Source organism: Streptomyces sp. YJ-C3, assembly GCF_053891275.1.
Map to the genome: position 1 here is coordinate 416,030 of NZ_CM132685.1, position 23,733 is coordinate 439,762.

Below are 23,733 nucleotides of genomic sequence, written 5' to 3' on the forward strand. Positions count from 1 at the left end.
GCGGACATGCGCGGCATAACACCCGGAAGGGTCCTCGCCGTCCCGGCTTGCACCTCACGTGACGTGAGGGCCCAAGCTGATGCCCGTACGGCACGGAACGCACGCATCAGGAGGCGCGGCGGATGAGCTACGCGGTGGGCCAGGTGGCCGGATTCGCCGGCGTCACGGTGCGCACCCTGCACCACTACGACGAGATCGGCCTGCTCGTCCCGAGCGAGCGCAGCCACGCGGGCCACCGCCGCTACAACGAGGCCGACCTGGACCGGCTCCAGCAGATCCTCTTCTACCGGGAGCTCGGCTTCCCGCTGGACGAGGTCCAGACCCTGCTCGACGACCCGGCGACCGACCCGCGCGCCCACCTGCGGCGCCAGCACGACGTCCTGATCGCCCGCATCGAGAAGCTGCAGAAGATGGCCGACGCCGTCGAACACGCCATGGAGGCACAGAAGATGGGAATCCAGCTCACCCCCGAGGAGCGGTTCGAGGTCTTCGGGGACAAGGACCCCGAGCAGTACGCCGAGGAGGCCGAGCGGCGCTGGGGCGGCACCGCGTCGTACGCCGAGTCCCAGCGGCGGGCCGCGCGCTACACGAAGGCCGACTGGAAGCGCCTGCAGGCCGAGGTCGACGACTGGAGCGCGCGCTACGCCGCCCTCGTCGCGGCCGGCGAGCCCGCGACCGGCGAGCGGGCCATGGACCTCGCGGAGGAACACCGCCTGCACATCGACCGCTGGTTCTACGACCTCGCCTACGAGATGCACGTCTGTCTCGGCGACATGTATGTGGCCGACGAGCGCTTCAAGGCGTTCTACGACTCCCTGGGCGAGGGCGTCGCCGAACACCTGCGGGACGCGATCCACGCGAACGCGGCCCGCCACCAGGAGACGTGACTCACACCATCGGCTCCTGGGCGATGACGACGGCCGTCCCGTACGCGCACACCTCCGCGGCCCCGTCCAGCGCCTCGGTCACGTCGAAGCGGAACATGAGCACGGCGTTGGCGCCCCGCGCCCGCGCCTGCTCGACCAGCCGCTCCATGGCCTGATTGCGCGTCTCGACGAGCGTCTTGGTCAGGCCCTTCAGCTCGCCGCCGATCATCGACTTCAGACCGGCGCCGATCTGACTGCCGAGGTGACGCGAGCGCACGGTGAGGCCGAAGACCTCGCCGATGACCTGCTGGACCCGGTACCCGGGGACGTCGTTCGTGGTGACGACGAGCACATCCGCCTGCGGATTCTGGCCGCCGCCGAAGTCTTCGATACCCATACCGACAGGTTTGCCACAGATACGGCACAGTGCATCCTGAGAGGGCCACTGGAACCTGGCACGGACAACCGGCGTTGATAACTTTGCACCGCCATTGCTTTGCCACGCCTCTGTTTCTCAAGCCCCTCAGGAGCCCGGACCCGTGATGACGCTTGCTCTCGGACCAAGCTGGCTGGACCCGGACTACCTGCTGAACACGTTCGGCATCTGGGGCCTGCTCCTGATCGTCTTCGCCGAGTCCGGCCTGCTGATCGGCTTCTTCCTGCCGGGCGACTCCCTGCTCTTCACCTGCGGCCTGCTGATCACCTCGAAGCAGCTGGACTTCCCGCTGTGGGGCGCGATCGGCCTGATCTGCCTCGCCGCGATCCTCGGTGACCAGGCGGGCTACATGTTCGGCAAGAAGGTCGGTCCTTCGCTGTTCCGGCGCCCGGACTCCAAGCTGTTCAAGCAGGAGAACGTGCAGAAGGCGCACGAGTTCTTCGAGAAGCACGGCCCGAAGTCCCTGATCCTGGCCCGCTTCGTGCCGATCGTCCGCACGTTCACGCCGATCATCGCGGGCGTCTCCGGCATGAAGTACCGCTCGTTCATCACGTTCAACGTGATCGGCGGCGTCCTGTGGGGCGCGGGCGTGACGCTGCTCGGCTCCTGGCTGGGCAACATCGAGTTCGTCCACAAGAACATCGAGATGATCCTGATCCTGATCGTCCTGATCTCGGTGGTGCCGATCGTGATCGAGTTCCTGCGGGCCCGGAGCAAGTCCAAGAAGGCCGAGGCGGCGGAGCCGGGGGCGGTGCCGTCCGGCCAGGCGCCGGCGCAGCGCGGGCGGCACGCCAAGCGGTAGCGCTCCGCTCGGTGCGGGGTCGGTCGGTTCGGGTCGGTTCGGGTCGGTTCGTGTGCGTCGCCCGGTGCGGGGTGCGTCGTGGCTGGTCACGCAGTTCCCCGCGCCCCTCAGGGGTGCGGGGAACTGCGCGAGAAGACCCACCGGACCCTCACTCGGCGACGCGACAGCTACCCGGCAGACGAGAACTCCGGACCTAGAAGCCTCGCGTCCGCTTGGCCGCTCGGCGGTTCGAGGCCCCGGGGGAGCGGATGAACAGGCGGGCCATCTCGCCCCCCAGGTTCACCCCGATCGCGATGGCCATGGCGAGCGCCGCCGCCGTCGACAGCGACACCAGCCCCCGGACCACGTCGTTCTGGGCGATCGCCAGCAGCCCGAAGTACGTCGCGGAACCCGGTAGCAGCGGCCCGATCGCGGCCGTGACGTACGGCAGCGCCGAGGCGAACCGGTACCGCGAGAACAGCTGCCCGAACAGGCCGACGAGCCCGGCCGCCGCCGCGGTCGACGCCACCGGTGAGATCCCGCCCGTGTAGTGCATCGCCCCGTAGACGACCCAGGCGACACCGCCGTTCAGCGTCACGGCGAGGACCGTCGACCGCTCCTGCTGCAACAGCACGGCGAACGCCAGGGACAGCCCCATCGACGCGGCGATCTGCCACAGCCGCACGGGCTGCTCGATGACCTGCAGCCCGCCCTCGGGATTGAGGCTCGCGTGCAGCTGGACGCCCACGTACAGCATGATCAGCACGCCGATGACGATGCCCACGAAGAAGTACATGACTTCCAGCAGGCGGGCCGCCGCCGTGATGTAGAAACCGGTCAGACCGTCCTGCACTCCGGCCACGAGGGCCCGCCCCGGCAGCAGCGCGAACAGTCCACCGGTGATCACCGCGGACGCCCGCACGTCCACGTAGTCGTGCGCCAGGGTCAGCAGGATGCCGATCGCGGCGGGCGGCATCGCGGCCACCGTGAACTGGTAGAACTCCGGGAACCCGCGCCCCGCGCACAGCCACGCGAACCGGTCGCCCAGCATCGCGCCGATCGCCGCCGCGATGAACACGATGACGTCACCGCCGACCAGGATCGAGGCGGACCCGGCGAGCAGCCCGCTCGCCGCGGTGAGCGCCCAGCCGGGGTAGGGGTGCCGGTTGCGTCGGATCTCCGCGAGCCGCCGGTACGCCTCCTCGAGGGTGACCTCGCCCTCCTCGTCGCTGATGTCGTCCACCAGGGCGAACACGGCGGCGAGCCGCGTGTAGTCCGTCCCGCGCCGCCGCACCGTGCGCGAGGCCGTCACCGGGTCGTCCACGAGGGACGGCTGGAAGGTGATCGAGAGCAGCGTGAACGTCACCGTCGGCTCGCACCGGTCGAGCCCGAAGGACCGGCACACGGCGAACATCGCCGCCTCCACGTCCTCGGCGCCCTCACCGCCGGCCAGCAGCAGCTCCCCGATACGCAGCGTCAGGTCGAGCACGCGCGGCACGGCGGGCCCGGCGTCGTCCTGCTTCTGCGGGAGTTCGGGCGCGGGCCGCTCGGCGACCGGCATCCGCAGCATCGTGCGCATCCGGTCCTGCCACGGCGCCTCCTTGGTCAGTCTGACCATGGGGATACCGTGCGCGGGCGTGAACGCGGCCGGCGACTGCCGGGAGCTGTAGGTCTTCGGCGGCGTGAACGCGGAGCCCTCCGCGTCGGCCGCCTCGGACGCCTGCACGCTCAGCCCTTCGGGGAGCGCGAACTCCGACGTGGTCGACGACTCCTCGTCCACCACCGGAGGCGGCGACACCACCCCGATGGGCTGCGTGAACGCACTGCGGGCCTCGTCGGACTGCGGCTTGCGGTCCTCCGGGGCCTCCGACTCCCGCTCCGTCACGTCTGTGGCACCTCTGTGCTTCCTCGCCCTTCGCTCGACCGGGTGGGCGTCCGCCTCGTATGCGTCTGCCTCCCGTACGCCTCAGTATGCGCACGAATACGCGAACGGGCCGCACGACCCCGGCAGGGAGCGTGCGGCCCGTTCATGAACGCTCGGGGTCAGTGACCGCCCTGGTCCTGAGCGCGCTTGTAGGAACGCTCGATCTCGGCCTCGGCCTCGGTGCGGCCCACCCAGTCGGCGCCCTCGACGGACTTGCCGGGCTCCAGGTCCTTGTAGACCTCGAAGAAGTGCTGGATCTCCAGGCGGTCGAACTCGGAGACGTGGTGGATGTCGCGCAGGTGCTCCATCCGCGGGTCCGTCGCCGGGACGCACAGCAGCTTGTCGTCGCCGCCGGCCTCGTCCGTCATACGGAACATGCCGATGGCGCGGCACTTGATGAGGCAGCCCGGGAAGGTCGGCTCGTCCAGGATGACCAGCGCGTCCAGCGGGTCGCCGTCCTCGCCGAGAGTGTTCTCGACGAAGCCGTAGTCCGTCGGGTAGGCGGTCGACGTGAACAGACGACGGTCGAGACGGATGCGCCCGGTCTCGTGGTCGACCTCGTACTTGTTCCGCGATCCCTTCGGAATCTCGATCGTGACGTCGAACTCCACCGGTGGCTCCTCCATGATCAACACATACGACTGGTGATTAAGTGTCCCTCACGCAGGTGTGTGATCGCGAAAGGGGCTGGTCCGCGGTGCCGGAGCTGAAGGCTTCGCAGCTCTTGACGAGCGCGGCGAAGACCGCTGCCACGTCGGCTGCGAAGGCCAAGACCAAGCACGTCACGGTAGGTGCGACGGCGGTGGGTCTCGTCCTCGCGGCTGTCGTGGTGGCCACGGCCGGTCCCTGGGACGCTTCGGGTCAGCGTAAGGCCGAGGCGGACCGGGCGGCTTCCCAGGAGGCCGGGGGTGGCGCAGATCACGGGCGTACGCCCGCCGGGGCGCCGTCCGCGGCGCCCAGCGCCCCCGCCGTCCTCGCGGCCCCCGGGGCGTCCGTCCCGGGCCCGACGAAGCACGCCCTCGCCGACGTCCTGGACCCGCTCCTGAAGGACCCGGCGCTGGGCCCCCGCCGCACGGCCGCGGTCGTCGACGCCGTCACCGGAAAGAGGCTGTACGGAAAGTCCGCGGGTGACGCGCTCACCCCGGCGTCCACCATCAAGCTGGCCACGGCGGTCGCGGCCCTCACGGCGGCGGGCCCCGAGCACCGCATCGCCACCCGCACGGCCCTGGAGAAGGACGCGAAGGAACTCGTCCTCATCGGCGGCGGCGACCCGACCCTGACGGCCCGCGAGAAGAACCCCTACGGCGCCGCCAGCCTGCGCACCCTCGCCGACGAGACGGCGGCCGCCCTCAAGAAGAGCGACACCACCGAGGTCACGCTCTCCTACGACGCCTCGCTGTACTCCGGGCCGTCCACCCACCCCATCGGCCCCAACGAGAACCTCGCCCAGGTCACCGCCCTGATGGCCGACGAGGGCCGCACCGACGACTCCACCAGCGGACCGGCGCCGCGCGCCGCGGACCCGGCGGCGTCGGCGGCGCAGAAGTTCGCGGACCTGCTGCGCGAGCGCGGCATCCGGACCAAGGGCGGCGAGCCCGGCCCGAGCAAGGCCTCCGGACAGGCCGAGGACGTCGCGAAGGTCGAGTCCCCGCCGCTGTCCGCCCTCGTCGAGCGGATGCTGACGCACAGTGACAACGACATCGCCGAGGCGCTCGCCCGGCAGACCGCCGTCGCCGCCGACGAGAGCCATGACTTCGACGGCGCCGGCCGGGCCGTCAAGAAGGAACTGCACAAGCTCGGACTCCCGCTCTCCGGCGCCCACTTCTCCGACGGCAGCGGCCTCGACCGCACCGACAAGGTCTCCGCGGACCTGCTCACCGGACTGCTCGCCAAGGCCGCCGAGCCCGACAGCACCGCACTGCGCTCCGTCCTCACCGGCCTGCCCGTCGCCGGCTTCACCGGCACCCTCAGCAACCGCTACGGCGACCCGGCCGACGCCTCGGGCACCGGCCTCGTCCGCGCCAAGACCGGCACCCTCACCGGTGTGAACACCCTCGCGGGCACGGTCGTCGACGCCGACGGGCGGCTCCTCGTCTTCGCGTTCATGACGCAGGGCGCGCCCGGCCCCCAGTCGGCCCAGGCCGGCCTGGACCGCCTCGCCTCGTCCGTCGCCAACTGCGGCTGCCGCTGAGCCCCGCCGTCCCCCAGGGGACAGCCGGGGCCGAAGTGGGGGTCCGGTCCGGGTCCAACCCCCTCCGCGCAGGGAGGGGGTCACGTACCGTTGACGCATGACGAGCATCGGTGGTGTGGAGATGGTCGACTGGAACCTCGCGGTGGCGACCGCGACCCGACTCGTACGACCCGGCCCAGAGGTCAGCCGGGACGAGGCACGCGCCGTCGTCTCGGAGCTGCGCCGGCACGCCAAGGCCTCCGAGGAGCACGTGCGCGCCTACACGCGCATGGCCACGGAGGACGTGCACGACACCCCGATCCTCGTCGTGGACCGGCCCGGCTGGGTGAAGGCCAACGTCGCGGGCTTCCGGGAGATCCTCAAGCCCCTGCTCGACAAGATGCAGGAGCGCCGGTCGGGACCCGGCGGCGCCGTGCTCGGCGCGGTCGGCGGCAAGGTCACGGGCGTCGAGCTCGGCATGCTGCTCTCGTTCCTGTCCTCCCGGGTCCTCGGCCAGTACGAGACCTTCGCCCCCGCCACCCGCGACCTCCCGGCCGCCCCCGACGGCGGCGGCCGCCTCCTCCTCGTCGCGCCGAACATCGTGCACGTGGAGCGTGAACTCGACGTGGACCCGCACGACTTCAGGCTCTGGGTCTGCCTGCACGAGGAGACGCACCGCACCCAGTTCACCGCCGTGCCCTGGCTGCGGGACCACCTGGAGGGCGAAATCCAGTCGTTTCTCGGCGAGACCGAGGTCGACCCGACGACCTTCCTGGAGCGGATCAGAGAGGCCGCCCAGTCCCTCGCCGGCGGCCGCCCCGAGGGCGAGGAGGACGACGGCGGACGGTCCCTCGTGGAGCTCGTCCAGTCCCCGGCCCAGCGCGAGATCCTGGCCCGCCTCACCGCCGTCATGTCCCTGCTCGAAGGGCATGCGGACTACGTGATGGACGGCGTCGGCCCCGCGGTCGTACCGACGGTGGGGGAGATCCGCGAGAAGTTCCAGCAGCGCCGCCAGAAGGGCGCCTCCCGGCTCGACATGGCCCTGCGCAAGCTGCTCGGCCTCGACGCCAAGCTGCGCCAGTACCGCGACGGAGAGCGCTTCGTGCGCGCGGTCGTCGAGGAGGTCGGTATGGACGGCTTCAACCGGATCTGGACATCGCCCAACACGCTCCCGACCAAGGCGGAGATCGCCAAACCGGCGGACTGGGTCGCGAGGGTGCACAACAAGACAGGCGGCGCTCACGACGCCCCGTAAGCCACGCCCAAAATTGCTCAGGATCACCCATCCGAGGGACCGTAGGCCGTGGGCAGGCGTGCAATGCTCAGGGAATGGCTCGGCTCTGTCACCATCGACACACTCTGCGTGACCGAATTCACTGGATCACCGTTGAGCGACTGAGCCGTTTCAATTTCTGGCGCCCACCCCCCTAGACAACGGAATGAAGGGAACCGGACATGGGTCCCCATCCTGCGGTCGCGGCGATACGCCTGGCGGTCCGCCGCGTCCTCCACGACATCCTCAGCGCACATCCCCACGAGCCTCCCTCCGGTGAGCAGCCACTCGTGCTGGTCGCCTGCTCGGGCGGCGCCGACTCCATGGCGCTCGCCTCGGCCCTCGCCTTCGAAGCCCCCAAACTCGGCATCCGCGCCGGTGGCATCACCGTCGACCACGGTCTGCAGCCCGGCTCCGTGACCCGCGCCGAGGATGTCGTCCTGCGCCTGACCGCCCTCGGCATGACCCCCGTCGAGTCCGTCGCCGTCCAGGTCGGCCGCGACGGAGGCCCCGAGGCCGCCGCCCGCGACGCCCGCTACGCCGCCCTCGACGCCGCAGCGGAGCGCCACGGCGCCGCCGCCGTCCTGCTCGGCCACACCCGCGACGACCAAGCCGAAACCGTCCTGCTCGGCCTCGCCCGCGGCTCCGGCATCCGCTCCCTGTCCGGAATGGCCGCGGTCTCGGGGGCCGGCGGCCGTTACCGCCGCCCCTTCCTCCAGCTCGACCGGCAGACGGCCCGCAAGGCCTGCCTCGTGCAGCACCTGCCCGTCTGGGACGACCCGCACAACACCGATCCGGCCTATACGCGATCACGGCTGCGCCACGAGGGCCTGCCCGCCCTGGAGAAGGCGCTCGGCAAGGGCGTCGTCGAGGCCCTCGCCCGTACGGCCCAGTTGTCCCGCGACGACGCCGACGCGCTGGACACCTGGGCCAGGGAGGCCGCCGACTCCGTGCGGGACGCGGCCGGTCTCCTCGAATGCGCCAAGCTCTACGCGCTGCCGCCCGCCGTCCGCCGCCGCATCCTGCGCAAGGCGGCCATCGAGGCCGGCGCCCCCGCCGGAGCGCTCTTCGCCCGCCACATCGAAGAGGTCGACCGCCTGATCACCGGATGGCGCGGCCAGGGGGAGATCAATCTCCCGGGCAAAGTCGTCGCCCAGCGGCAGGGTGGCAGACTGGTCATCCGGCAAGGCTGAGTTCGCGGCTCACGTCGCGGCGGCCGGTGGGACGACCGAAAGTGATGCGGGTGGACGCGAAAGACATGGGCACCGACCTCAAGTCGGTGCTCATCACCAAGGAAGAGATCGACGCGAAGCTGGCCGAGCTGGCCGCGAAGGTCGACGCGGAGTACGCGGGCAAGGACCTGCTGATCGTCGGGGTGCTCAAGGGCGCCGTGATGGTCATGGCGGACCTGGCGCGTGCCCTGTCCACCCCCGTCACGATGGACTGGATGGCCGTGTCCTCGTACGGCGCGGGCACCCAGTCGTCCGGCGTCGTGCGGATCCTCAAGGACCTCGACACCGACATCAAGGGCAAGCACGTCCTGATCGTCGAGGACATCATCGACTCCGGTCTGACGCTGTCCTGGCTGCTGACCAACCTGGGTTCGCGCGAGCCCGCCTCCCTCGAGGTGTGCACGCTGCTGCGCAAGCCCGAGGCGGCCAAGGTCGACATCGACGTGAAGTGGGTCGGCTTCGACATCCCGAACGAGTTCGTGGTCGGGTACGGCCTGGACTACGCGGAGAAGTACCGCAACCTGCCGTTCGTCGGCACGCTCGCGCCGCACGTCTACGGCGGCTGAGTACGCGTCAGCCCCGCTCCGGCGGCCGGGAACCCTTGCGGGGTTCCCGCCGTTGGAGCATGCGAAGGCGCGTTTGTCGGTCGTCCCCTGCGGCGTCGGGTGACAATGCTGGGGTACCGTCCGAAGAACAGTTCTTCAAACAGCTTCAAACAGCCTTATCAAACTCACTATGGCAGGAGGGACGGGGCGGCACCGCTCCGTATGGATGGACGTGAAGCGATACTTCCGTGGGCCGGTCATGTGGATCGTGCTGGCCGTCCTTGCCGTGGTCGTGTTGATGCAGGTCGTCGGTTCGTCCGGCGGCTACAAGACGGTGGACACCGGCCAGGTCATTCAGGCCATTCACGACAACAAGGTGCAGTCGGCCAAGCTGACCACCGGCGATGAAAACACCATCAAGGTCGAGCTGAAGGACGGCCAGAAGGTCGAGGGCTCGGACAAGATCCAGGCCAGCTACATCGGCGACCAGGGCGTCGAGGTGGCCAAGGACCTGCAGGCCAGGTTCGAGGACAAGCAGATCACCGACGGGTACACCGTTTCCCCGTCGAAGCAGAACCCCTTCGTGGGCATCCTGCTGTCCCTGCTGCCCTTCGTCCTCATCGTGGTCGTCTTCCTGTTCCTGATGAATCAGATGCAGGGCGGCGGCTCCCGAGTGATGAACTTCGGGAAGTCCAAGGCCAAGCTCATCACCAAGGACACCCCGAAGACGACGTTCGCCGACGTGGCGGGCTCGGACGAGGCCGTCGAGGAACTCCACGAGATCAAGGAGTTCCTGCAGGAGCCGGCCAAGTTCCAGGCCGTCGGCGCCAAGATCCCCAAGGGCGTGCTGCTGTACGGCCCGCCCGGTACCGGTAAGACGCTGCTCGCGCGCGCCGTCGCCGGTGAGGCCGGGGTGCCGTTCTACTCGATCTCCGGTTCCGACTTCGTCGAGATGTTCGTCGGTGTCGGTGCCTCCCGTGTCCGTGACCTCTTCGAGCAGGCCAAGGCGAACGCTCCGGCGATCGTCTTCGTCGACGAGATCGACGCGGTCGGCCGTCACCGCGGCGCCGGCCTCGGCGGCGGTCACGACGAGCGCGAGCAGACGCTGAACCAGCTGCTCGTCGAGATGGACGGCTTCGACGTGAAGGGCGGCGTCATCCTGATCGCCGCCACGAACCGGCCCGACATCCTCGACCCGGCGCTGCTGCGTCCCGGCCGCTTCGACCGCCAGATCGCGGTCGACCGCCCGGACATGCAGGGCCGTCTGGAGATCCTCAAGGTTCACCAGAAGGGCAAGCCCGTCGCACCCGACGTCGACCTGTCGGCCGTCGCGCGCCGCACCCCGGGCTTCACGGGTGCCGATCTGTCGAACGTGCTGAACGAGGCCGCGCTGCTCACGGCCCGCTCGGACAAGAAGCTGATCGACAACGTGATGCTCGACGAGGCGATCGACCGTGTGGTCGCGGGCCCGCAGAAGCGGACCCGGATCATGTCGGACAAGGAGAAGAAGATCACCGCGTACCACGAGGGCGGTCACGCCCTGGTCGCGGCGGCTTCGCCGAACTCCGACCCGGTCCACAAGATCACGATCCTCTCCCGAGGCCGTGCTCTGGGCTACACGATGGTGCTGCCGGACGAGGACAAGTACTCGACCACGCGCAACGAGATGCTCGACCAGCTCGCCTACATGCTGGGCGGCCGCGCGGCCGAGGAGCTCGTCTTCCACGACCCGACGACCGGCGCCGCCAACGACATCGAGAAGGCCACCGGTACGGCCCGCGCGATGGTCACGCAGTACGGCATGACCGAGCGGCTCGGCGCGATCAAGTTCGGCGGTGACAACACCGAGCCCTTCCTGGGCCGCGAGATGGGTCACCAGCGCGACTACTCGGAAGAGGTCGCCGCGCTCGTCGACGAAGAGGTCAAGAAGCTCATCGAGACCGCGCACAACGAGGCCTGGGAGATCCTCGTCGAGAACCGCGACGTTCTCGACAACCTGGTCCTCGCGCTGCTCGAGAAGGAGACGCTGAACAAGGAGCAGATCGCCGAGATCTTCGCTCCGATCGTGAAGCGTCCGGCCCGCCCCGCGTGGACCGGCTCCTCCCGCCGCACCCCCTCGACCCGCCCGCCGGTGCTCTCCCCCAAGGAGCTGTCGCTGACGAACGGGGCGAACGGATCGGCGCCCGCCATCGAGACCACCACCCCGGTGGACACGGTGAAGGAAGAGCGTCCCGAGAGCTGACTCAGGGCCCGGAATGCATGCCGCGTCCCCCACGCTTTACGGTGTGGGGGACGCGGCTTTTTGCGCTGCCGCGCCGGTTCATACGAGAAGAGGCACCAGATGACCGACCCGGTGACGCTGGACGGCGAGGGCCCGATCGGCGAGTTCGACGAGAAGCGGGCCGAGAACGCTGTGCGCGAGTTGCTCATCGCGGTCGGTGAGGACCCGGACCGTGAGGGTCTGCTGGAGACCCCGGCGCGCGTCGCTCGCGCGTACAAGGAGATCTTCGCCGGTCTGTGGCAGAAGCCCGAGGACGTCCTGACGACGACGTTCGACCTGGGCCACGACGAGATGGTCCTGGTGAAGGACATCGAGGTCCAGTCGAGCTGTGAGCACCATCTGGTGCCGTTCGTGGGTGTCGCGCACGTCGGCTACATACCGTCGACCGACGGCAAGATCACGGGGCTGTCGAAGCTGGCCCGCCTCGTCGACGTCTACGCCCGCCGCCCGCAGGTCCAGGAGCGGCTGACGACGCAGATCGCGGACTCCCTGATGGAGATCCTGGAGCCGCGCGGCGTCATCGTCGTCGTGGAGTGCGAGCACATGTGCATGACGATGCGCGGGGTACGGAAGCCCGGCGCCAAGACCATCACGTCGGCGGTCCGCGGTCAGCTGCGTGATCCGGCCACTCGGGCCGAGGCGATGAGCCTGATCATCGGGCGCTGAGCGGAACCAGCCCCGCCGGCGCTTGAGGAGCGAGGGTCCGGGGCCGCAGCCCCGTCTCGCTCGCCGTCTCGGCGCCGCCGGGGCTGCTCACGCCGTCAGCCGCGCCCCTTCAGGGCGCGGCTCACGCAGTCGGCGCCGCGCTCTCCGTGTCGTCGTCCTCCGGCAGCCTGCACACCCGCTCCAGGAAGAGCGCGGCCGCTATCACCGCGATGCCGGCGAGGACCGAGAAGCCGGCGTAGATCGCCTGGTCGCGGCGGGACGGGATGTCGAGGGACTCCAGCAGGAACGCCCCGGCTCCGCCGTACATCCCCGCCACCAGCGCCGCGACCAGCGCGCTGGCCTGTCCGAAGACGAGCGCCCGGGCGGCCATCATCGGGTCGACGCCCTTCGCCTCCGGCCGGCGCTCGCGCTGGGCGCGCAGCCGGGAGCGGATGGACAGGGCCGTCGCGAGCAGCACGGCGGCGATCACCGCCAGCACGATGGGTGCCGCGAGCGGGACCCGTGGCAGTGTGCCGAGCGAGTCCCACAGCCGGGCGCCGGCCCAGGACAGGACCCCGGCGACCACGAAGAGGCCGGCCAGAGTCCTGATGCGCAGTTGCTTCATCCCCGTTGGTCGCCCCTCACGTGTGTCCTCGGCCCTGCCCGCTAGACCTTAACGATTACTCGGGCAGCCGGAGTTCCAGGTCGGCGCGCGGCGCCACCCCGTCGCGGGTCACGACGCCGAGCAGCTGGGCGACGGCGCCGCGGCCGGGCAGCTGGGCCTCCGGCTCCACGTCGTGCCAGGGCGCCAGCACGAACGCCCGCTCGTGGGCCCGCGGGTGCGGCAGCGTCAGCGTCGGGTCGTCCGAGACCACATCGGCGTACGCGACGATGTCGACGTCGATGGTGCGCGGTCCCCAGCGCTCGTCGCGCACGCGGTGGAAGGCCTCCTCGACCGCGTGGGCGCGCTCCAGGAGCGAGACGGGCGGGAGCGTCGTCTTCAGGACCACGACCGCGTTGAAGTAGGACGGCTGCGAGCCCGGCTCGACGCCCCAGGGCTCCGTCTCGTACACGGGGGAGACGGCTTTGACGCGGACGCCGGGGGTGTCCTCCAGGGCGTCGACGGCGCCCTGGAGGGTCTCCAGGCGGTTGCCCAGGTTCGAGCCGAGGGAGAGCACGGCCCGCTTCGGGTTGGAGAGCGTGGTGTCGGCGGCATCCACCTGCTCCACCACGGAGGTTGGAACCGGCTGGACGGTCGGGTCGCTGTGAGTCATGTTCATACTCGGCTCCGGGTGATGGTGACGGTCACGTCGTCGAAGGGCACGGTGATCGGTGCGTCCGGCTTGTGGACGCAGACCTCGACCTCCTGGACCCCTTCGTGCTTCAGGCAGGTCTGGGCGATGCGCTCGGAGAGCGTCTCGATGAGGTCGACGGGCTCGCCCTCCACGACGGCCACGACCTCCTCCGCCACGATGCCGTAGTGCACGGTCTTCGCCAGGTCGTCGTCGGCCGCCGCCGCCCGGGTGTCCAGTCCGAGCACCAGGTCCACGATGAAGGTCTGGCCCTCCTCGCGCTCCTTCGGGAAGACGCCATGGTGCCCGCGGGCCTTGAGGCCGCGCAGCGCGACACGATCCACGCGAATCACTCCTGCAGTCGTCGGTAGAGGCCGGTCCTGTCGATGTGCGGTCGACACGACGGCCTTCGATCGAATCTACCTGCGAGCACTGACATCGCTCGCCCGCGGGGGCTATGGACAAAGGCGGCCCCCGGCTGGTAGCCGCCCATACCCCTGCGTGCGGGAAACCAACCTCGCGCCGGGATTTCGGGCCCCTCCGGGGGCGCTTACCCACTCAGCCGGGTGACCCGTCGTCCTCCGCGTTGTCGGCGGTGTCGGATTCGTCATCCGCGTCCGCGAGCACCGGCGAGGCGTGGTGCGACCACAGCTTCCAGCCGTCGCGGGTGCGCCGGAACACATTCGTCGCGACGACGCGCTGGCCGACGAGCGGGCCGAGCTCGTCGCCCTCCTCGGGGGCGGGGCCGCCGCTGAGGATGTTCTCCGTGCAGGTCACCAGCGCGGTGTCGGCGACGACGCTGATGTGCACATCGGTGAGGAAGAACTGGATGTACTCGGTGTTCGCCATGATCAGCGCGTAGCTGCGCAGCACCTCGCCGCGTCCGGTGAGCACCGGCCAGCCGGGGTGGACGCAGCTGATGGAGGTGTCCTCGGCGTCGTCCGGGTCGGCGTCCTCGGCGTACGCGACGTCCTCGGGGGCCAGCCACAGGGACGTCAGCTCCTCGAAGTCGCCGCGCTCCATGGCCTCGTAGTAGGCGCGGTTGGCGTCGTCGACGGCCTGGGTGTCGGTCCCGGTCACAGGGCTCCCTCGACGGCGCGGGCCACCCTGACCGCGTCGGCGGTGGCCCGCACCTCGTGGACGCGGACCGCCCAGGCGCCGGTGTGCGCGGCGATCGCCGAGACGGCGGCGGTGGCGGCGTCGCGCTCGCGCGCGGGCGGCGGGGCGCCCTCCTCGCCGGCCAGTACGTGGCCGAGGAACCGCTTGCGGGAGGCCGCGACCAGGACCGGGTGACCCAGCGCGCGGAGCCGGTCGAGGTGGGCGAGGAGGGCGAGGTCGTGGTCGGCCTCCTTGGAGAAGCCGAGGCCCGGGTCGACGACGATGTGGTCGGGAGCGATGCCGCCCTCGATGATCGCCTCCACGCGCGCGTGCAGCTCGTTCACGACTTCGGAGACGACGTCCTTGTAGGTGCCCCGTACGGTGGCGCCCTCCAGGAAGCCGCGCCAGTGCATCACCACGAAGGGCGCGCCCGCCGCGGCCACGGTCGGGATCATCGCCGGGTCGGCGAGGCCGCCGCTGACGTCGTTGACCAGGGCCGCGCCCGCCGCGAGGGACTGTTCGGCGACGCAGGCGCGCATCGTGTCGACCGAGACCGTGACGCCTTCGGCGGCGAGTCCGCGGACGACGGGGATGACGCGCTTGAGCTCCTCGTCCTCGTCGACGCGGGTGGCGCCGGGGCGGGTGGACTCGCCGCCGACGTCCACGAGGTCGGCGCCCTGGGCGACCAGGTCCAGGCCGTGCTTGATGGCGGCGGTGGTGTCGAACCAGCGGCCCCCGTCCGAGAAGGAGTCGGGCGTCACATTGACGACTCCCATGACCGCGCAGCGGTCCCAGACGGGGAGGTGGGCTACGTGGCCGCGGTGGACCTGCGACGTGCTCATGTCTTCCAGCCTAGAGCCGGAAACGGGGTGCCTGCGCCGTGCGGGCGGCTTCCGGCTCGGGCGGTGGCCCCGCGTCACCGCCCGCGGATTCGTCGTGGTCGCTCACGCGGTTCCCCGCGCCCCTGAGTGACGCCTTCGCTCAGGCGGCCCGTACCTCGCGCTCCTGATGGTCGTGGGCGCACGGCCGCGGCTCCGGGGTCCGGCGGCGCAGCGGCCGCGGCAGCCGCAGGTGCACGAAGCCCTCCGCCTGCATGGCCGCCCAGCCGATCCTCGGCAGGTCCTTCGGGGAGCGGTAGACGACGAAGCGGGGGTCCCAGCGGGGCCGGAACTTGGCGTTGAACTTGTAGAGCGACTCGATCTGGAACCAGCGGGAGAGGAAGACGAGCAGCCCCCGCCAGGCGCGCAGGACCGGGCCGGCACCGATCTTCTCGCCGCGGGCGAGCGCCGAGCGGAACATCGCGAAGTTGAGCGAGACGTGGGTGATGCCCAGTTTCGGGGCGGCCTGGAGGGCGGCCACGATGAGCAGCTCGTTCATCCCGGGGTCGGCCGTGCGGTCGCGGCGCATCAGGTCGAGGGAGACGCCGTCGGTGCCCCAGGGGACGAAGTGGAGGACCGCTTTGAGGTCTCCGTAGGGGCCGGATCCGTGCGCGTCGCTCTTGTGGGCCGTCGCGATCAGACAGGAGCCGTCCGTCTCGTCACCGATGCGGCCGAGCGCCATGGAGAAGCCGCGCTCGGTGTCGGTGCCGCGCCAGTCCTCGGCGGCGCGGCGGACGCGGTCCAGTTCGGCGGGGGCGAGGTCACGGATGCGCCGGACCCGTGTCTCGTAGCCATTGCGCTCGATCCTTTTGACCATCTGGCGCACGTTGCGCATCGCCCGCCCGGTCAGGGAGAAATCCGCGACATCCACCACCGCCTCGTCACCCAGTTCGAGAGCGTCCAGGCCGGTCTCGCGGGTCCACACCTCGCCGCCCGTCTCGGAGCAGCCCATGACGGCCGGGGTCCAGGAGTGGGCCCGTGCCTCGTCCATGAAGCGCTCGATGGCGCCGGGCCACGCCTCCACGTCGCCCACGGGGTCGCCGCTGGCGAGCATCACGCCGGAGACGACGCGGTAGCAGACGGCCGCCTTGCCGCTGGGGGAGAACACCACCCCCTTGTCGCGGCGGAGCGCGAAGTGCCCCAGGGAGTCGCGGGCGCCGTGCTTGTCCAGCAGGGCGCGCAGTTTCGTCTCGTCGTCCTCGGTCAGACGCGCGGCCGGGTGCTCGGGGCGGAACGCGAAGTACATCGTGGTGAGGGCCGTGACCATGCCGAGCGCGCCGAGCGAGACGGCGACCGTGTGCGAGGTGCGGCCCGCGTAGTCGAGGGGTCCGTCGATGCCGAACAGGCCGTACAGGACGTGCTCCAGACGGTCGGCCAGGCTGGGGTCGCCGACGAGCCGGCGCGGGTGGGCGCTGACGACGGCGAGGCCGAGCAGGATCGAACCGGCGCCCATGAGGACGAAGTTGGCGAGGGCGCGCCAGCGGCTGCGCGGGTCGGGCAGCGCGGCGAACTGGTCGCGGTGCCGGGTGAGCAGCCACAGGAGCAGCAGCGGGATCACGACGCCCGCGAACGAGTGCCGGTACGCGAACTGCGCGCAGGCCCCGAACGGCAGCAGGACGACGGCCGCCCGCCAGGCCCGCCGCTTGCGGCGCCGCAGGCCGTGCGCGAGCAGGAGCAGCAGGACGCCGCTGCTGAGCGCGAGGGCCGCAGCGAACGGGCCGAGCGTGCCCGGCAGCACCTCGGCGAGGGTGTGCATCCGGCTGTGCCGGAAACGGGGGAAGACGCCGGCCGCGATGTCCAGGAGCCCGACCAGGATGCAGGCTCTGGCGATCAGGGCCGGCACTGCCTCCGGACGGGGGCCGCGCACCATGCGCCGCACCCGGCCCGGAACCCCTCGCGAGCTTTCCGCATCTATCCTGACGAACATCGCATTCCCGTAGTTCTGCGAGAAACGTGAACGCGGTGCCAAATCCGGCATCCCGCGACTTGCGACCTCTAGGACGAGGGGAGGGGGAGCCGGGTTCACTCCCAGCCGGAAAATCACCGCAAAGGGTGCGGCAAGGGTGGGGAAAGCCGTCCTCGGCGTCCGCACGGGCGGCCGTCAACTCGTAGGCAGGAAACGTCCCATGGGTCTCACGAGCCACACAGCGCTGGGTCTCGCGGTGCTGCTCGCCGTGGTCCTGTTCTTCGGCACCGTGCTGCTCTGGCCGCGTCTGGCGAATCGTTCCTGGCGGTCCGTCACCGGACGTGTGGGCCTGCTCCTCGGCACTCAGGTGGCGATCTTCGCGGCGGTCGGGCTCGCCGCCAACCAGGCGTTCGGCTTCTACGCGACCTGGGCCGACCTCTTCGGACAGGAGCAGGGGCAGGGGGTGGTGAGCGACCACGACGTGGCCGCGAGCGGCGGACCGGTGCAGGTCCGCTCCACCCAGGACATGGCGGTGTCCGGCGGAACGCGGCCGAGCGTCGGCGGTCAGCTGCAGAAGGTCGACCTCGTCGGCCGGGTGTCGCACATCGCCGCCCCCGCGTACGTCTACCTGCCGCCGGAGTACTTCCAGCCGCGGTACGCCCACCGCACGTTCCCCGCGTCCGTCGTCCTGACCGGCTACCCCGGGACCGCCCGGGCGCTCGTCAAAGGCCTGCACTATCCGCAGACCGCCCAGGCGCTGGCGAAGGCGGGCAGGATGCCGCCGATGATCCTGGTGATGCTGCGGCCGACCGTGGCGCCGCCGCGCGACACCGAATGCGTGGACGTGCCCGGCGGACCGCAGACGGAGACGTTCTTCGCCAAGGACCTGCCCGACGAGGTGGCGGCCCACTACAGGGTGGGCAGGAAGCCCGGCGGCTGGGGCATCGTCGGTGACTCCACAGGCGGGTACTGCGCCTTGAAGGTGGCCATGCACCACCCCGACGTCTACGGAGCGGGCGCCGGCCTGTCCGCGTACTACAAGGCACCCCTCGACCCGACGACGGGCGATCTCTTCCACGGGAACGTGCCGCTGCGGAACCGGGCGGACCTCATGTGGTCCCTGGACCACCTGCCGCCGCCCGCGACGTCCCTCCTGGTGACCAGCAGCAAGCTCGGCGAGAGCAACTACAAGGACACGCTGCGGTTCATCGACAAGGTGAAGTCGCCCACGCGCGTGTCGTCGATCGTCCTCGACAGCGGTGGGCACAACTTCAACACGTGGCGCCGGGAGATCCCGGCGACGCTGGAATGGCTGGGCCGGCGCATCGGCGACAAGTAGGCGCCCAGGTGAGCGACGTACGCGGACGCCTACTCCTTAGGCACCTACTCCTTAGGCACCGACTGCTTACTTGAGGAGTGGCTCCACCGTCTCCAGTTCGACCTCCGCGCGCGGGATGTCCCGCGCGTCCGCGGCCGTGGAGCGGCGCAGCGCCTCGTGCAGCCTGGCCGGCGTCAGGACCCCCAGGAAGCGGCCCTCGGAGCGCTCGTCGATCACCGCGATCCACCCCGCGTCGTGCTGGAGCATCGTGGCGAACGCCTGCTTGAGGGAGGCGCCGACCGGCAGCCAGGCCTCCATGCGGCGGGCGTGGTCGCGGACGGTGTCGCCCTTCGCGCCGCCCGCGCGCGCGTGCTCGGCGGAGATCCAGCCGTGCAGGTTGTTGTCGTGGTCCAGGACGACGGCCCAGCGGGCGTCGAGGTCCGTCGGCAGCGGGTCGTCGAGGTGCACGACGGGCGGCTGCTCCAGATCGCCCTCCTCGATGGGCGTCACGGACAGACGCTTCAGGCCCCGGTCGGCGCCGACGAAATCGGCCACGTAGTCGGTGGCGGGGGCGCCCAGGACGGCGGAGGGGGTGTCGAACTGCTCGATGCGGCCCTGCCCGTAGACGGCGATCCGGTCACCGAGGCGGACGGCCTCCTCGATGTCGTGCGTGACGAACAGGACGGTCTTGCCGAGCGTCTGCTGCAGGCGCAGGAACTCGGTCTGGAGGTGGTCGCGCACCACCGGGTCGACCGCGCCGAACGGCTCGTCCATCAGCAGCACCGGCGGATCCGCCGCCAACGCCCGGGCCACCCCGACCCGTTGCCGCTGTCCGCCCGAGAGCTGGTCGGGGTAGCGGTCGCCGAACGTCTTCGGGTCCAGGCCGACGAGGTCGAGCAGCTCGGCCGCCCGCTCGCGGGCCGTGGCGCGCTTGACGCCGAGCAGGTGCGGCACGGTCGCCGTGTTGTCCAGCACGGTCTTGTGCGGGAACAGGCCGACCTGCTGGATGACGTATCCGATCCGCCGCCGCAGCTGGACCGGATCGATGGCCGATATGTCGTCGCCGTCGAGGAATATCCGGCCCGCGGTGGGTTCGATGAGCCGGTTCACCATTTTCATCGTCGTGGTCTTGCCGCAGCCCGACGGGCCGACGAGCGTGACCAGTTCGCCCTCGTTCACCTCGAATGACAGGTCGTCGACGGCAGTGGTGCCGTCCGCGTACTGCTTGCTGACGTGCTCGAACCGGATCATGAGACCCCATTCTGCCGGGACAGGGCCGGGTTGGGGACGGCCGGGCAAGGCAGTCATGTGAAGGGAATGTTGCGGGGAGGGGGCGGGTCTCGGCCATTGTCAGTGGTGGCCGCTAGGGTCGTCGGCAGTCGGAACGTGCGTGCGCAGGTACGGACGACTGACATACGTTCGGGGAATCGGGGGAGGCGGGGCGGGGTGAGCGAGCAGAACTGCCTGGTGGCCAATGACTGGGTGTGCGGGGCGTATCTGCGCACCCGCAGCCAGGAATTGGTGGACGCGACCGTCCAGCATGTGGGGATCACGGTGTCCTCGGTGGCGATCGGCGTCCTGATCGCCTTCCCGCTCGCGCTGCTCGCGCGGCGCAAGCGGGCATTCGCGGGACCGGTGCTCGGTCTGACGACCGTGTTCTACTCGATTCCCTCGCTGGCGATGTTCTCGCTGCTGCTGCCCCTTTTCGGGCTCTCGATCTCCTTGGTGGTCACCGGGCTCGTCCTGTATTCGCTGACGATTCTCGTGCGCAACATATTGGCGGGACTGCAGTCCGTGCCCGAGGAGGCCAGAGAGGCCGCGCGCGGCATGGGATACGGGCCGGTGCGGCTGCTGTGGGAGGTCGAACTGCCACTGGCGCTGCCGGCGTTGCTGGCCGGCGTGCGCATCGCCACGGTCTCCACGGTGGCGCTGACGACAGTCGGCGCGATCGTCGACTACGGCGGCCTCGGCACGCTGATCCTCGACGGCCTCGACAGTGACTTCAAGGCCCAGGTCCTCACCGCCTCGGTGCTGTGCGTGGTGCTCGCGATCCTCGCCGACCTGCTGCTGCTCGGCGTGCAGCGCCGGCTCACGCCGTGGACGCGGGTGGCGGCCGCGAAGCCGTCGCGCAGGTCCCGCGTCCGCGCGGACGCGACCCCCGCAGAGCCGGAGAAGGTGGCATGAACGCGATATCGGGGGCCTACGACTGGCTGACCACGGGGACCAACTGGCAGGGCGAGAAGGGGGTCTGGCACCGTCTCGCCGAGCACCTGTACTTCAGCGGTGTCGCGCTCGGCATCGCCTGCCTCATCGCGCTGCCGCTCGCCCTGTGGCTCGGGCACATCGGCAAGGGCGGCGCCCTCGCGATCAATGTGTCGAACGTGGGGCGCGCGGTGCCGACGCTGGCCGTCCTCGTGCTGCTGACCCTCACCCCGCTCGGCCGGCACGGAGACATACCGACGCTCATCGCGCTGGTGCTGTTCGCGGTGCCGCCACTGCTGACGAACGCGTACGTGGGCATGCGCGAGGTCGACCGCTCGGTGGTGGAGGCCGCGCGCGGCATGGGCATGAGCGGCCGTCAGGTGTTCGCCCGGGTCGAACTGCCGCTGGCGTACCCGCTGGTGATGACCGGCCTGCGGTCGGCCGCGGTGCAGGTGATCGCGACGGCGACGCTGGCCGCGATGGCGGGCGAGGGCGGGCTCGGACGGATCATCACGGCCGGGTTCAACCTTCAGGACACACCGCAGGTGGTGGCGGGCGCCCTGCTCGTCGCCGCGCTCGCGCTGCTCGTGGAGGGCGTGTTCGTGGCGGTGGGGCGGGTGCTCGACCCCATGCGGGGGCGGGCGTGACGACGGATTCCGGGCCCTTTCGCGGGTAGCGGTTCTGTTCTTTGGTTTTGTTCTTGGGTTCGGTTCTTGTCCCTGGATTCCGGCAGTGCGATCAGTGCAACTAGGAGAGCGATGAACAGCAGAGCGCGTCGAATGGCCCTGGCGGCCGTGGCCGTGGGAGCACTGACCGCGGGACTCACCGCGTGCGGTGGCGACAGCCTCGAGGGCAAGGACGATTCGGGCAGTTCGGGCGGCGGTGGCAAGAAGGGCAAGGTCGTCGTCGGCGCCGCGAGTTTCACCGAGGCCAAGGTGCTCGGTGAGCTGTACCGGCAGATATTGGACGACGCCGGGTACGACGCGTCGGTCAAGACGGTCGAGAACCGTGAGATCTACGAGCCGCAGCTCGCCAAGGGCGCCATCGACGTGGTGCCCGAATACGCGGCGACGCTCGCCGAATTCCTCAACCTGAAGAAGAACGGCGCCGACGCGAAGCCCGTCGCGTCCAGCGATGTCGAGGCCACGGTCACCGCTCTGCGGGAACTCGCCGAGCCGGAGGGCCTGAAGGTCCTGGACGCCGGCGGCGCAGTCGACCAGAACGCGTTCGCGGTGAGCGAGTCCTTCGCCAAGAAGCACAACCTCAAGACGCTTTCCGATCTCGGCAAGTCGGGCGAGAAGGTCAAGATCGCGGCCGGTGACGAATGCGAGGAGCGGCCGTTCTGCGCCCCGGGCCTCAAGAAGACGTACGGGATCGACGTCACCGGAATCGACCCCAAGGGCGTCGGCACCACGCAGTCCAAGCAGGCCGTGAAGAACGGTACGGATCAGCTGGTCCTGACGACCACGACCGACGCGACGCTGAAGAACTTCGGTCTCGTCCTGCTGGAGGACGACAAGAAGCTCCAGAACGCGGACAACATCATTCCGGTTGTGAACGCGAAGGACGCCGGCGACAAGGGGATTGCCGACGTTCTCGGGAAGCTGACGAAGACGCTCACGACGGACGATCTGGTCGAGTTGAACCGCAAGGTCGACGCCGAGCGCCAGAAGGAAGCGGACGTCGCGAAGGACTATCTGGAGTCCAAGGGCCTGATCGGTAAGTGATCTTGGCTGAGGTCCGGTGAAGGGAGTGGGGAAGCGAGCGCGGAAGAGGGGCGGAGGAGTAAATGAGCCTCTTCTGGCGTGAGTTCGGTGGTTTCTGTGCCGCCTGTGCCCGTATTTTGCCGGGCGGGGCTTCGCGATTCGCCTACGCGCGGTAAGTTTCTGGCCATGCCACGTGGACGTCACCGCCATTCCCCACCCCTGCACCGCCTGCTGCCGCCCTCGGTGATCGCCGGTGTGCCGCTCGTCTGCGCGGGCGGCGTCTGGCTGTCCGACGATCCGCTCGTGCTGCGCGGCGTCACCGCCGCCGCGGCCGCCGCGGCCGTGATCGGCGCCGTCGTGATGCGCCGCTGGGACCGGCTCGCGGGCAAGCAGGTCGCCGAGCTGACCCGGGGCGCCGCGAGCGAGCGCTGGCGGCACGAGGAGGCCGTGGCGGAGCTGGAGGGCGACCTCGACGAGTCGCGGGAGCTGCGCACCAGGCTGGAGAGCAAGCTGCGCGCGAAGCGCTCCGAGCTGGCGGCGCTGCGCAACGAGCACGCGGCGCTGCTGCGCCGGTACGCGACCGCGGAGACGGAGCGGGCCACCGCCCTGGAGGGCCGCCGTCAGCTCGCGATAGAGGCTGCCGCCCCGCCCAGGGCGCTGCCGCCGGCGCCGGCCCGGCCGGGCCCCGGAGGCGGGGCCACACCTGCTCTGTACCTGCGGGCGAACGCGGCGCTCGACCGGCTCGCGCGGCCGGAGCGGCCCGTCGCCGAGGAGGCCGATTCCCAGGGGAAGTCCCACGCGGCGTCCGGCCACTTCACCGTGCCGGTCGCCGCGGCCGTGGTGCCCGCGGCGCCCGCGCGGAAGATCCCCGAGGGCGGGTTCGACTTCTTCGGGACGAGCGGCGCCGCCGTGGGCCAGGACGAGGATCTGGCCGATGTCGTGGGCGAGGAGGCACTCGCCGAGCAGGAGGTCATCGACCTGACCGCTCATGACGAGACCGAGCAGATCGATGTGGCCGGCCTGAGGTCCGCGCTCCAGGCCTGAGGCCGGCGGTTCAGGCCTGAGATCCGTGAGCTGCTCGCCCCGGGTCCGCGCTGTCGGCCTGAGGTCATGGGCCGTGTGAGGCCATCGGTCGTGCAAGAGGGCGCCCCGCTTCGGCAGGGCGCCCTCTCGTCGTCCG

Annotated in this window: 22 protein-coding genes and 1 pseudogene; 13 read left to right on the top strand and 10 right to left on the bottom strand. The window is 70.4% G+C overall.

The genetic code is table 11. The features are described from left to right. Window positions 1-122: 122 nt before the first annotated feature. The gene (locus tag ACVHNB_RS01850; protein ID WP_428953212.1) at window positions 123-887 is read left to right on the top strand and encodes a MerR family transcriptional regulator; all 765 of its coding nucleotides are present in this window, start codon (window positions 123-125) and stop codon (window positions 885-887) included. Window position 888: 1 nt separating this feature from the next. Here the strand turns inward: ACVHNB_RS01850 and ACVHNB_RS01855 are convergent, their stop codons facing one another. Beyond that, window positions 889-1,263, bottom strand: a complete 375-nt coding sequence (locus ACVHNB_RS01855; RefSeq protein WP_428953211.1) for a YbjQ family protein — start codon at window positions 1,261-1,263, stop codon at window positions 889-891. A 142-nt stretch (window positions 1,264-1,405) separates the two neighbouring features. On the opposite strand from ACVHNB_RS01855, the pseudogene ACVHNB_RS01860 reads away from it, so the two are divergent. Further along, window positions 1,406-2,080: pseudogene (locus ACVHNB_RS01860) on the top strand (DedA family protein); the annotation flags it as partial. A gap of 217 nt (window positions 2,081-2,297) precedes the next feature. Here the strand turns inward: ACVHNB_RS01860 and ACVHNB_RS01865 are convergent. Then, the gene (locus ACVHNB_RS01865) at window positions 2,298-3,968 is read right to left on the bottom strand and encodes a threonine/serine exporter family protein (protein ID WP_428953210.1); all 1,671 of its coding nucleotides are present in this window, start codon (window positions 3,966-3,968) and stop codon (window positions 2,298-2,300) included. Window positions 3,969-4,126: 158 nt separating this feature from the next. Continuing rightward, window positions 4,127-4,618, bottom strand: coding sequence for an inorganic diphosphatase (locus ACVHNB_RS01870; protein WP_111662754.1), 492 nt, complete (start codon window positions 4,616-4,618; stop codon window positions 4,127-4,129). An 86-nt stretch (window positions 4,619-4,704) separates the two neighbouring features. Between ACVHNB_RS01870 and dacB the strand changes: the two genes are divergently transcribed. The 6 genes from dacB (at window position 4,705) to folE (ending at window position 12,174) form a co-directional block, all read left to right on the top strand. Then, the gene (dacB, locus tag ACVHNB_RS01875; RefSeq protein ID WP_456227281.1) at window positions 4,705-6,198 is read left to right on the top strand and encodes a D-alanyl-D-alanine carboxypeptidase/D-alanyl-D-alanine endopeptidase; all 1,494 of its coding nucleotides are present in this window, start codon (window positions 4,705-4,707) and stop codon (window positions 6,196-6,198) included. Between the two features lie 97 nt (window positions 6,199-6,295). Next, window positions 6,296-7,432: a zinc-dependent metalloprotease gene (locus tag ACVHNB_RS01880; RefSeq protein WP_428953208.1), complete on the top strand. Its 1,137-nt coding sequence runs from the start codon at window positions 6,296-6,298 to the stop codon at window positions 7,430-7,432. A gap of 200 nt (window positions 7,433-7,632) precedes the next feature. Continuing rightward, a complete protein-coding gene (gene tilS, locus ACVHNB_RS01885; protein WP_428953207.1) occupies window positions 7,633-8,643 on the top strand; it encodes a tRNA lysidine(34) synthetase TilS in 1,011 nt (336 codons plus the stop codon). 44 nt (window positions 8,644-8,687) lie between these two features. Further along, window positions 8,688-9,248 carry a hypoxanthine phosphoribosyltransferase gene (gene hpt, locus ACVHNB_RS01890; protein ID WP_428957597.1) on the top strand — a complete coding sequence of 187 codons (561 nt, stop codon included), beginning with the start codon at window positions 8,688-8,690 and terminating at the stop codon, window positions 9,246-9,248. 205 nt (window positions 9,249-9,453) lie between these two features. After that, on the top strand, window positions 9,454-11,469 hold the full coding sequence (gene ftsH / locus ACVHNB_RS01895; protein WP_428957596.1) for an ATP-dependent zinc metalloprotease FtsH: 2,016 nt from the start codon (window positions 9,454-9,456) through the stop codon (window positions 11,467-11,469). A gap of 99 nt (window positions 11,470-11,568) precedes the next feature. After that, entirely contained in the window at window positions 11,569-12,174 is a 606-nt protein-coding gene (folE, locus tag ACVHNB_RS01900) for a GTP cyclohydrolase I FolE (RefSeq protein WP_428953206.1), read from the top strand. Window positions 12,175-12,295: 121 nt separating this feature from the next. Here folE and ACVHNB_RS01905 read toward each other — a convergent pair whose 3' ends face one another. The 6 genes from ACVHNB_RS01905 to ACVHNB_RS01930 all read right to left on the bottom strand — a co-directional run bounded on the left by ACVHNB_RS01905 (window position 12,296) and on the right by ACVHNB_RS01930 (window position 17,291). Further along, the gene (locus tag ACVHNB_RS01905) at window positions 12,296-12,778 is read right to left on the bottom strand and encodes a DUF3180 domain-containing protein (protein WP_456227282.1); all 483 of its coding nucleotides are present in this window, start codon (window positions 12,776-12,778) and stop codon (window positions 12,296-12,298) included. A gap of 55 nt (window positions 12,779-12,833) precedes the next feature. Continuing rightward, complete coding sequence (gene folK / locus ACVHNB_RS01910; RefSeq protein ID WP_428953204.1) at window positions 12,834-13,433, bottom strand: 2-amino-4-hydroxy-6-hydroxymethyldihydropteridine diphosphokinase; 600 nt, start codon at window positions 13,431-13,433, stop codon at window positions 12,834-12,836. After that, the gene (gene folB, locus ACVHNB_RS01915; protein WP_428953203.1) at window positions 13,430-13,789 is read right to left on the bottom strand and encodes a dihydroneopterin aldolase; all 360 of its coding nucleotides are present in this window, start codon (window positions 13,787-13,789) and stop codon (window positions 13,430-13,432) included. The genes folK and folB overlap by 4 nt, the downstream gene beginning before the upstream one ends. A gap of 214 nt (window positions 13,790-14,003) precedes the next feature. Next, window positions 14,004-14,468, bottom strand: coding sequence for a nuclear transport factor 2 family protein (locus ACVHNB_RS01920; protein WP_456228829.1), 465 nt, complete (start codon window positions 14,466-14,468; stop codon window positions 14,004-14,006). 53 nt (window positions 14,469-14,521) lie between these two features. Continuing rightward, a complete protein-coding gene (gene folP / locus ACVHNB_RS01925) occupies window positions 14,522-15,385 on the bottom strand; it encodes a dihydropteroate synthase (RefSeq protein WP_428953201.1) in 864 nt (287 codons plus the stop codon). A 139-nt stretch (window positions 15,386-15,524) separates the two neighbouring features. Beyond that, window positions 15,525-17,291 carry a phosphatidylglycerol lysyltransferase domain-containing protein gene (locus ACVHNB_RS01930; protein ID WP_456227283.1) on the bottom strand — a complete coding sequence of 589 codons (1,767 nt, stop codon included), beginning with the start codon at window positions 17,289-17,291 and terminating at the stop codon, window positions 15,525-15,527. A gap of 256 nt (window positions 17,292-17,547) precedes the next feature. On the opposite strand from ACVHNB_RS01930, the gene ACVHNB_RS01935 reads away from it, so the two are divergent. Continuing rightward, window positions 17,548-18,666 carry an alpha/beta hydrolase gene (locus tag ACVHNB_RS01935; protein WP_456227284.1) on the top strand — a complete coding sequence of 373 codons (1,119 nt, stop codon included), beginning with the start codon at window positions 17,548-17,550 and terminating at the stop codon, window positions 18,664-18,666. 66 nt (window positions 18,667-18,732) lie between these two features. On the opposite strand, the gene ACVHNB_RS01940 is transcribed toward ACVHNB_RS01935, so the two are convergent. Next, the gene (locus tag ACVHNB_RS01940; protein ID WP_428953198.1) at window positions 18,733-19,896 is read right to left on the bottom strand and encodes an ABC transporter ATP-binding protein; all 1,164 of its coding nucleotides are present in this window, start codon (window positions 19,894-19,896) and stop codon (window positions 18,733-18,735) included. A 195-nt stretch (window positions 19,897-20,091) separates the two neighbouring features. On the opposite strand from ACVHNB_RS01940, the gene ACVHNB_RS01945 reads away from it, so the two are divergent. The 4 genes from ACVHNB_RS01945 to ACVHNB_RS01960 all read left to right on the top strand — a co-directional run bounded on the left by ACVHNB_RS01945 (window position 20,092) and on the right by ACVHNB_RS01960 (window position 23,597). Continuing rightward, on the top strand, window positions 20,092-20,829 hold the full coding sequence (locus ACVHNB_RS01945; RefSeq protein WP_456227285.1) for an ABC transporter permease: 738 nt from the start codon (window positions 20,092-20,094) through the stop codon (window positions 20,827-20,829). Beyond that, window positions 20,826-21,494 carry an ABC transporter permease gene (locus ACVHNB_RS01950; protein ID WP_428953196.1) on the top strand — a complete coding sequence of 223 codons (669 nt, stop codon included), beginning with the start codon at window positions 20,826-20,828 and terminating at the stop codon, window positions 21,492-21,494. Before ACVHNB_RS01945 ends, ACVHNB_RS01950 begins: the two co-directional genes overlap by 4 nt. 111 nt (window positions 21,495-21,605) lie before the next feature. Then, window positions 21,606-22,574, top strand: coding sequence for an ABC transporter substrate-binding protein (locus ACVHNB_RS01955; protein WP_428953195.1), 969 nt, complete (start codon window positions 21,606-21,608; stop codon window positions 22,572-22,574). A 165-nt stretch (window positions 22,575-22,739) separates the two neighbouring features. Next, entirely contained in the window at window positions 22,740-23,597 is an 858-nt protein-coding gene (locus ACVHNB_RS01960; protein WP_428953194.1) for a hypothetical protein, read from the top strand. The last annotated feature ends 136 nt before the right edge of the window (window positions 23,598-23,733 follow it).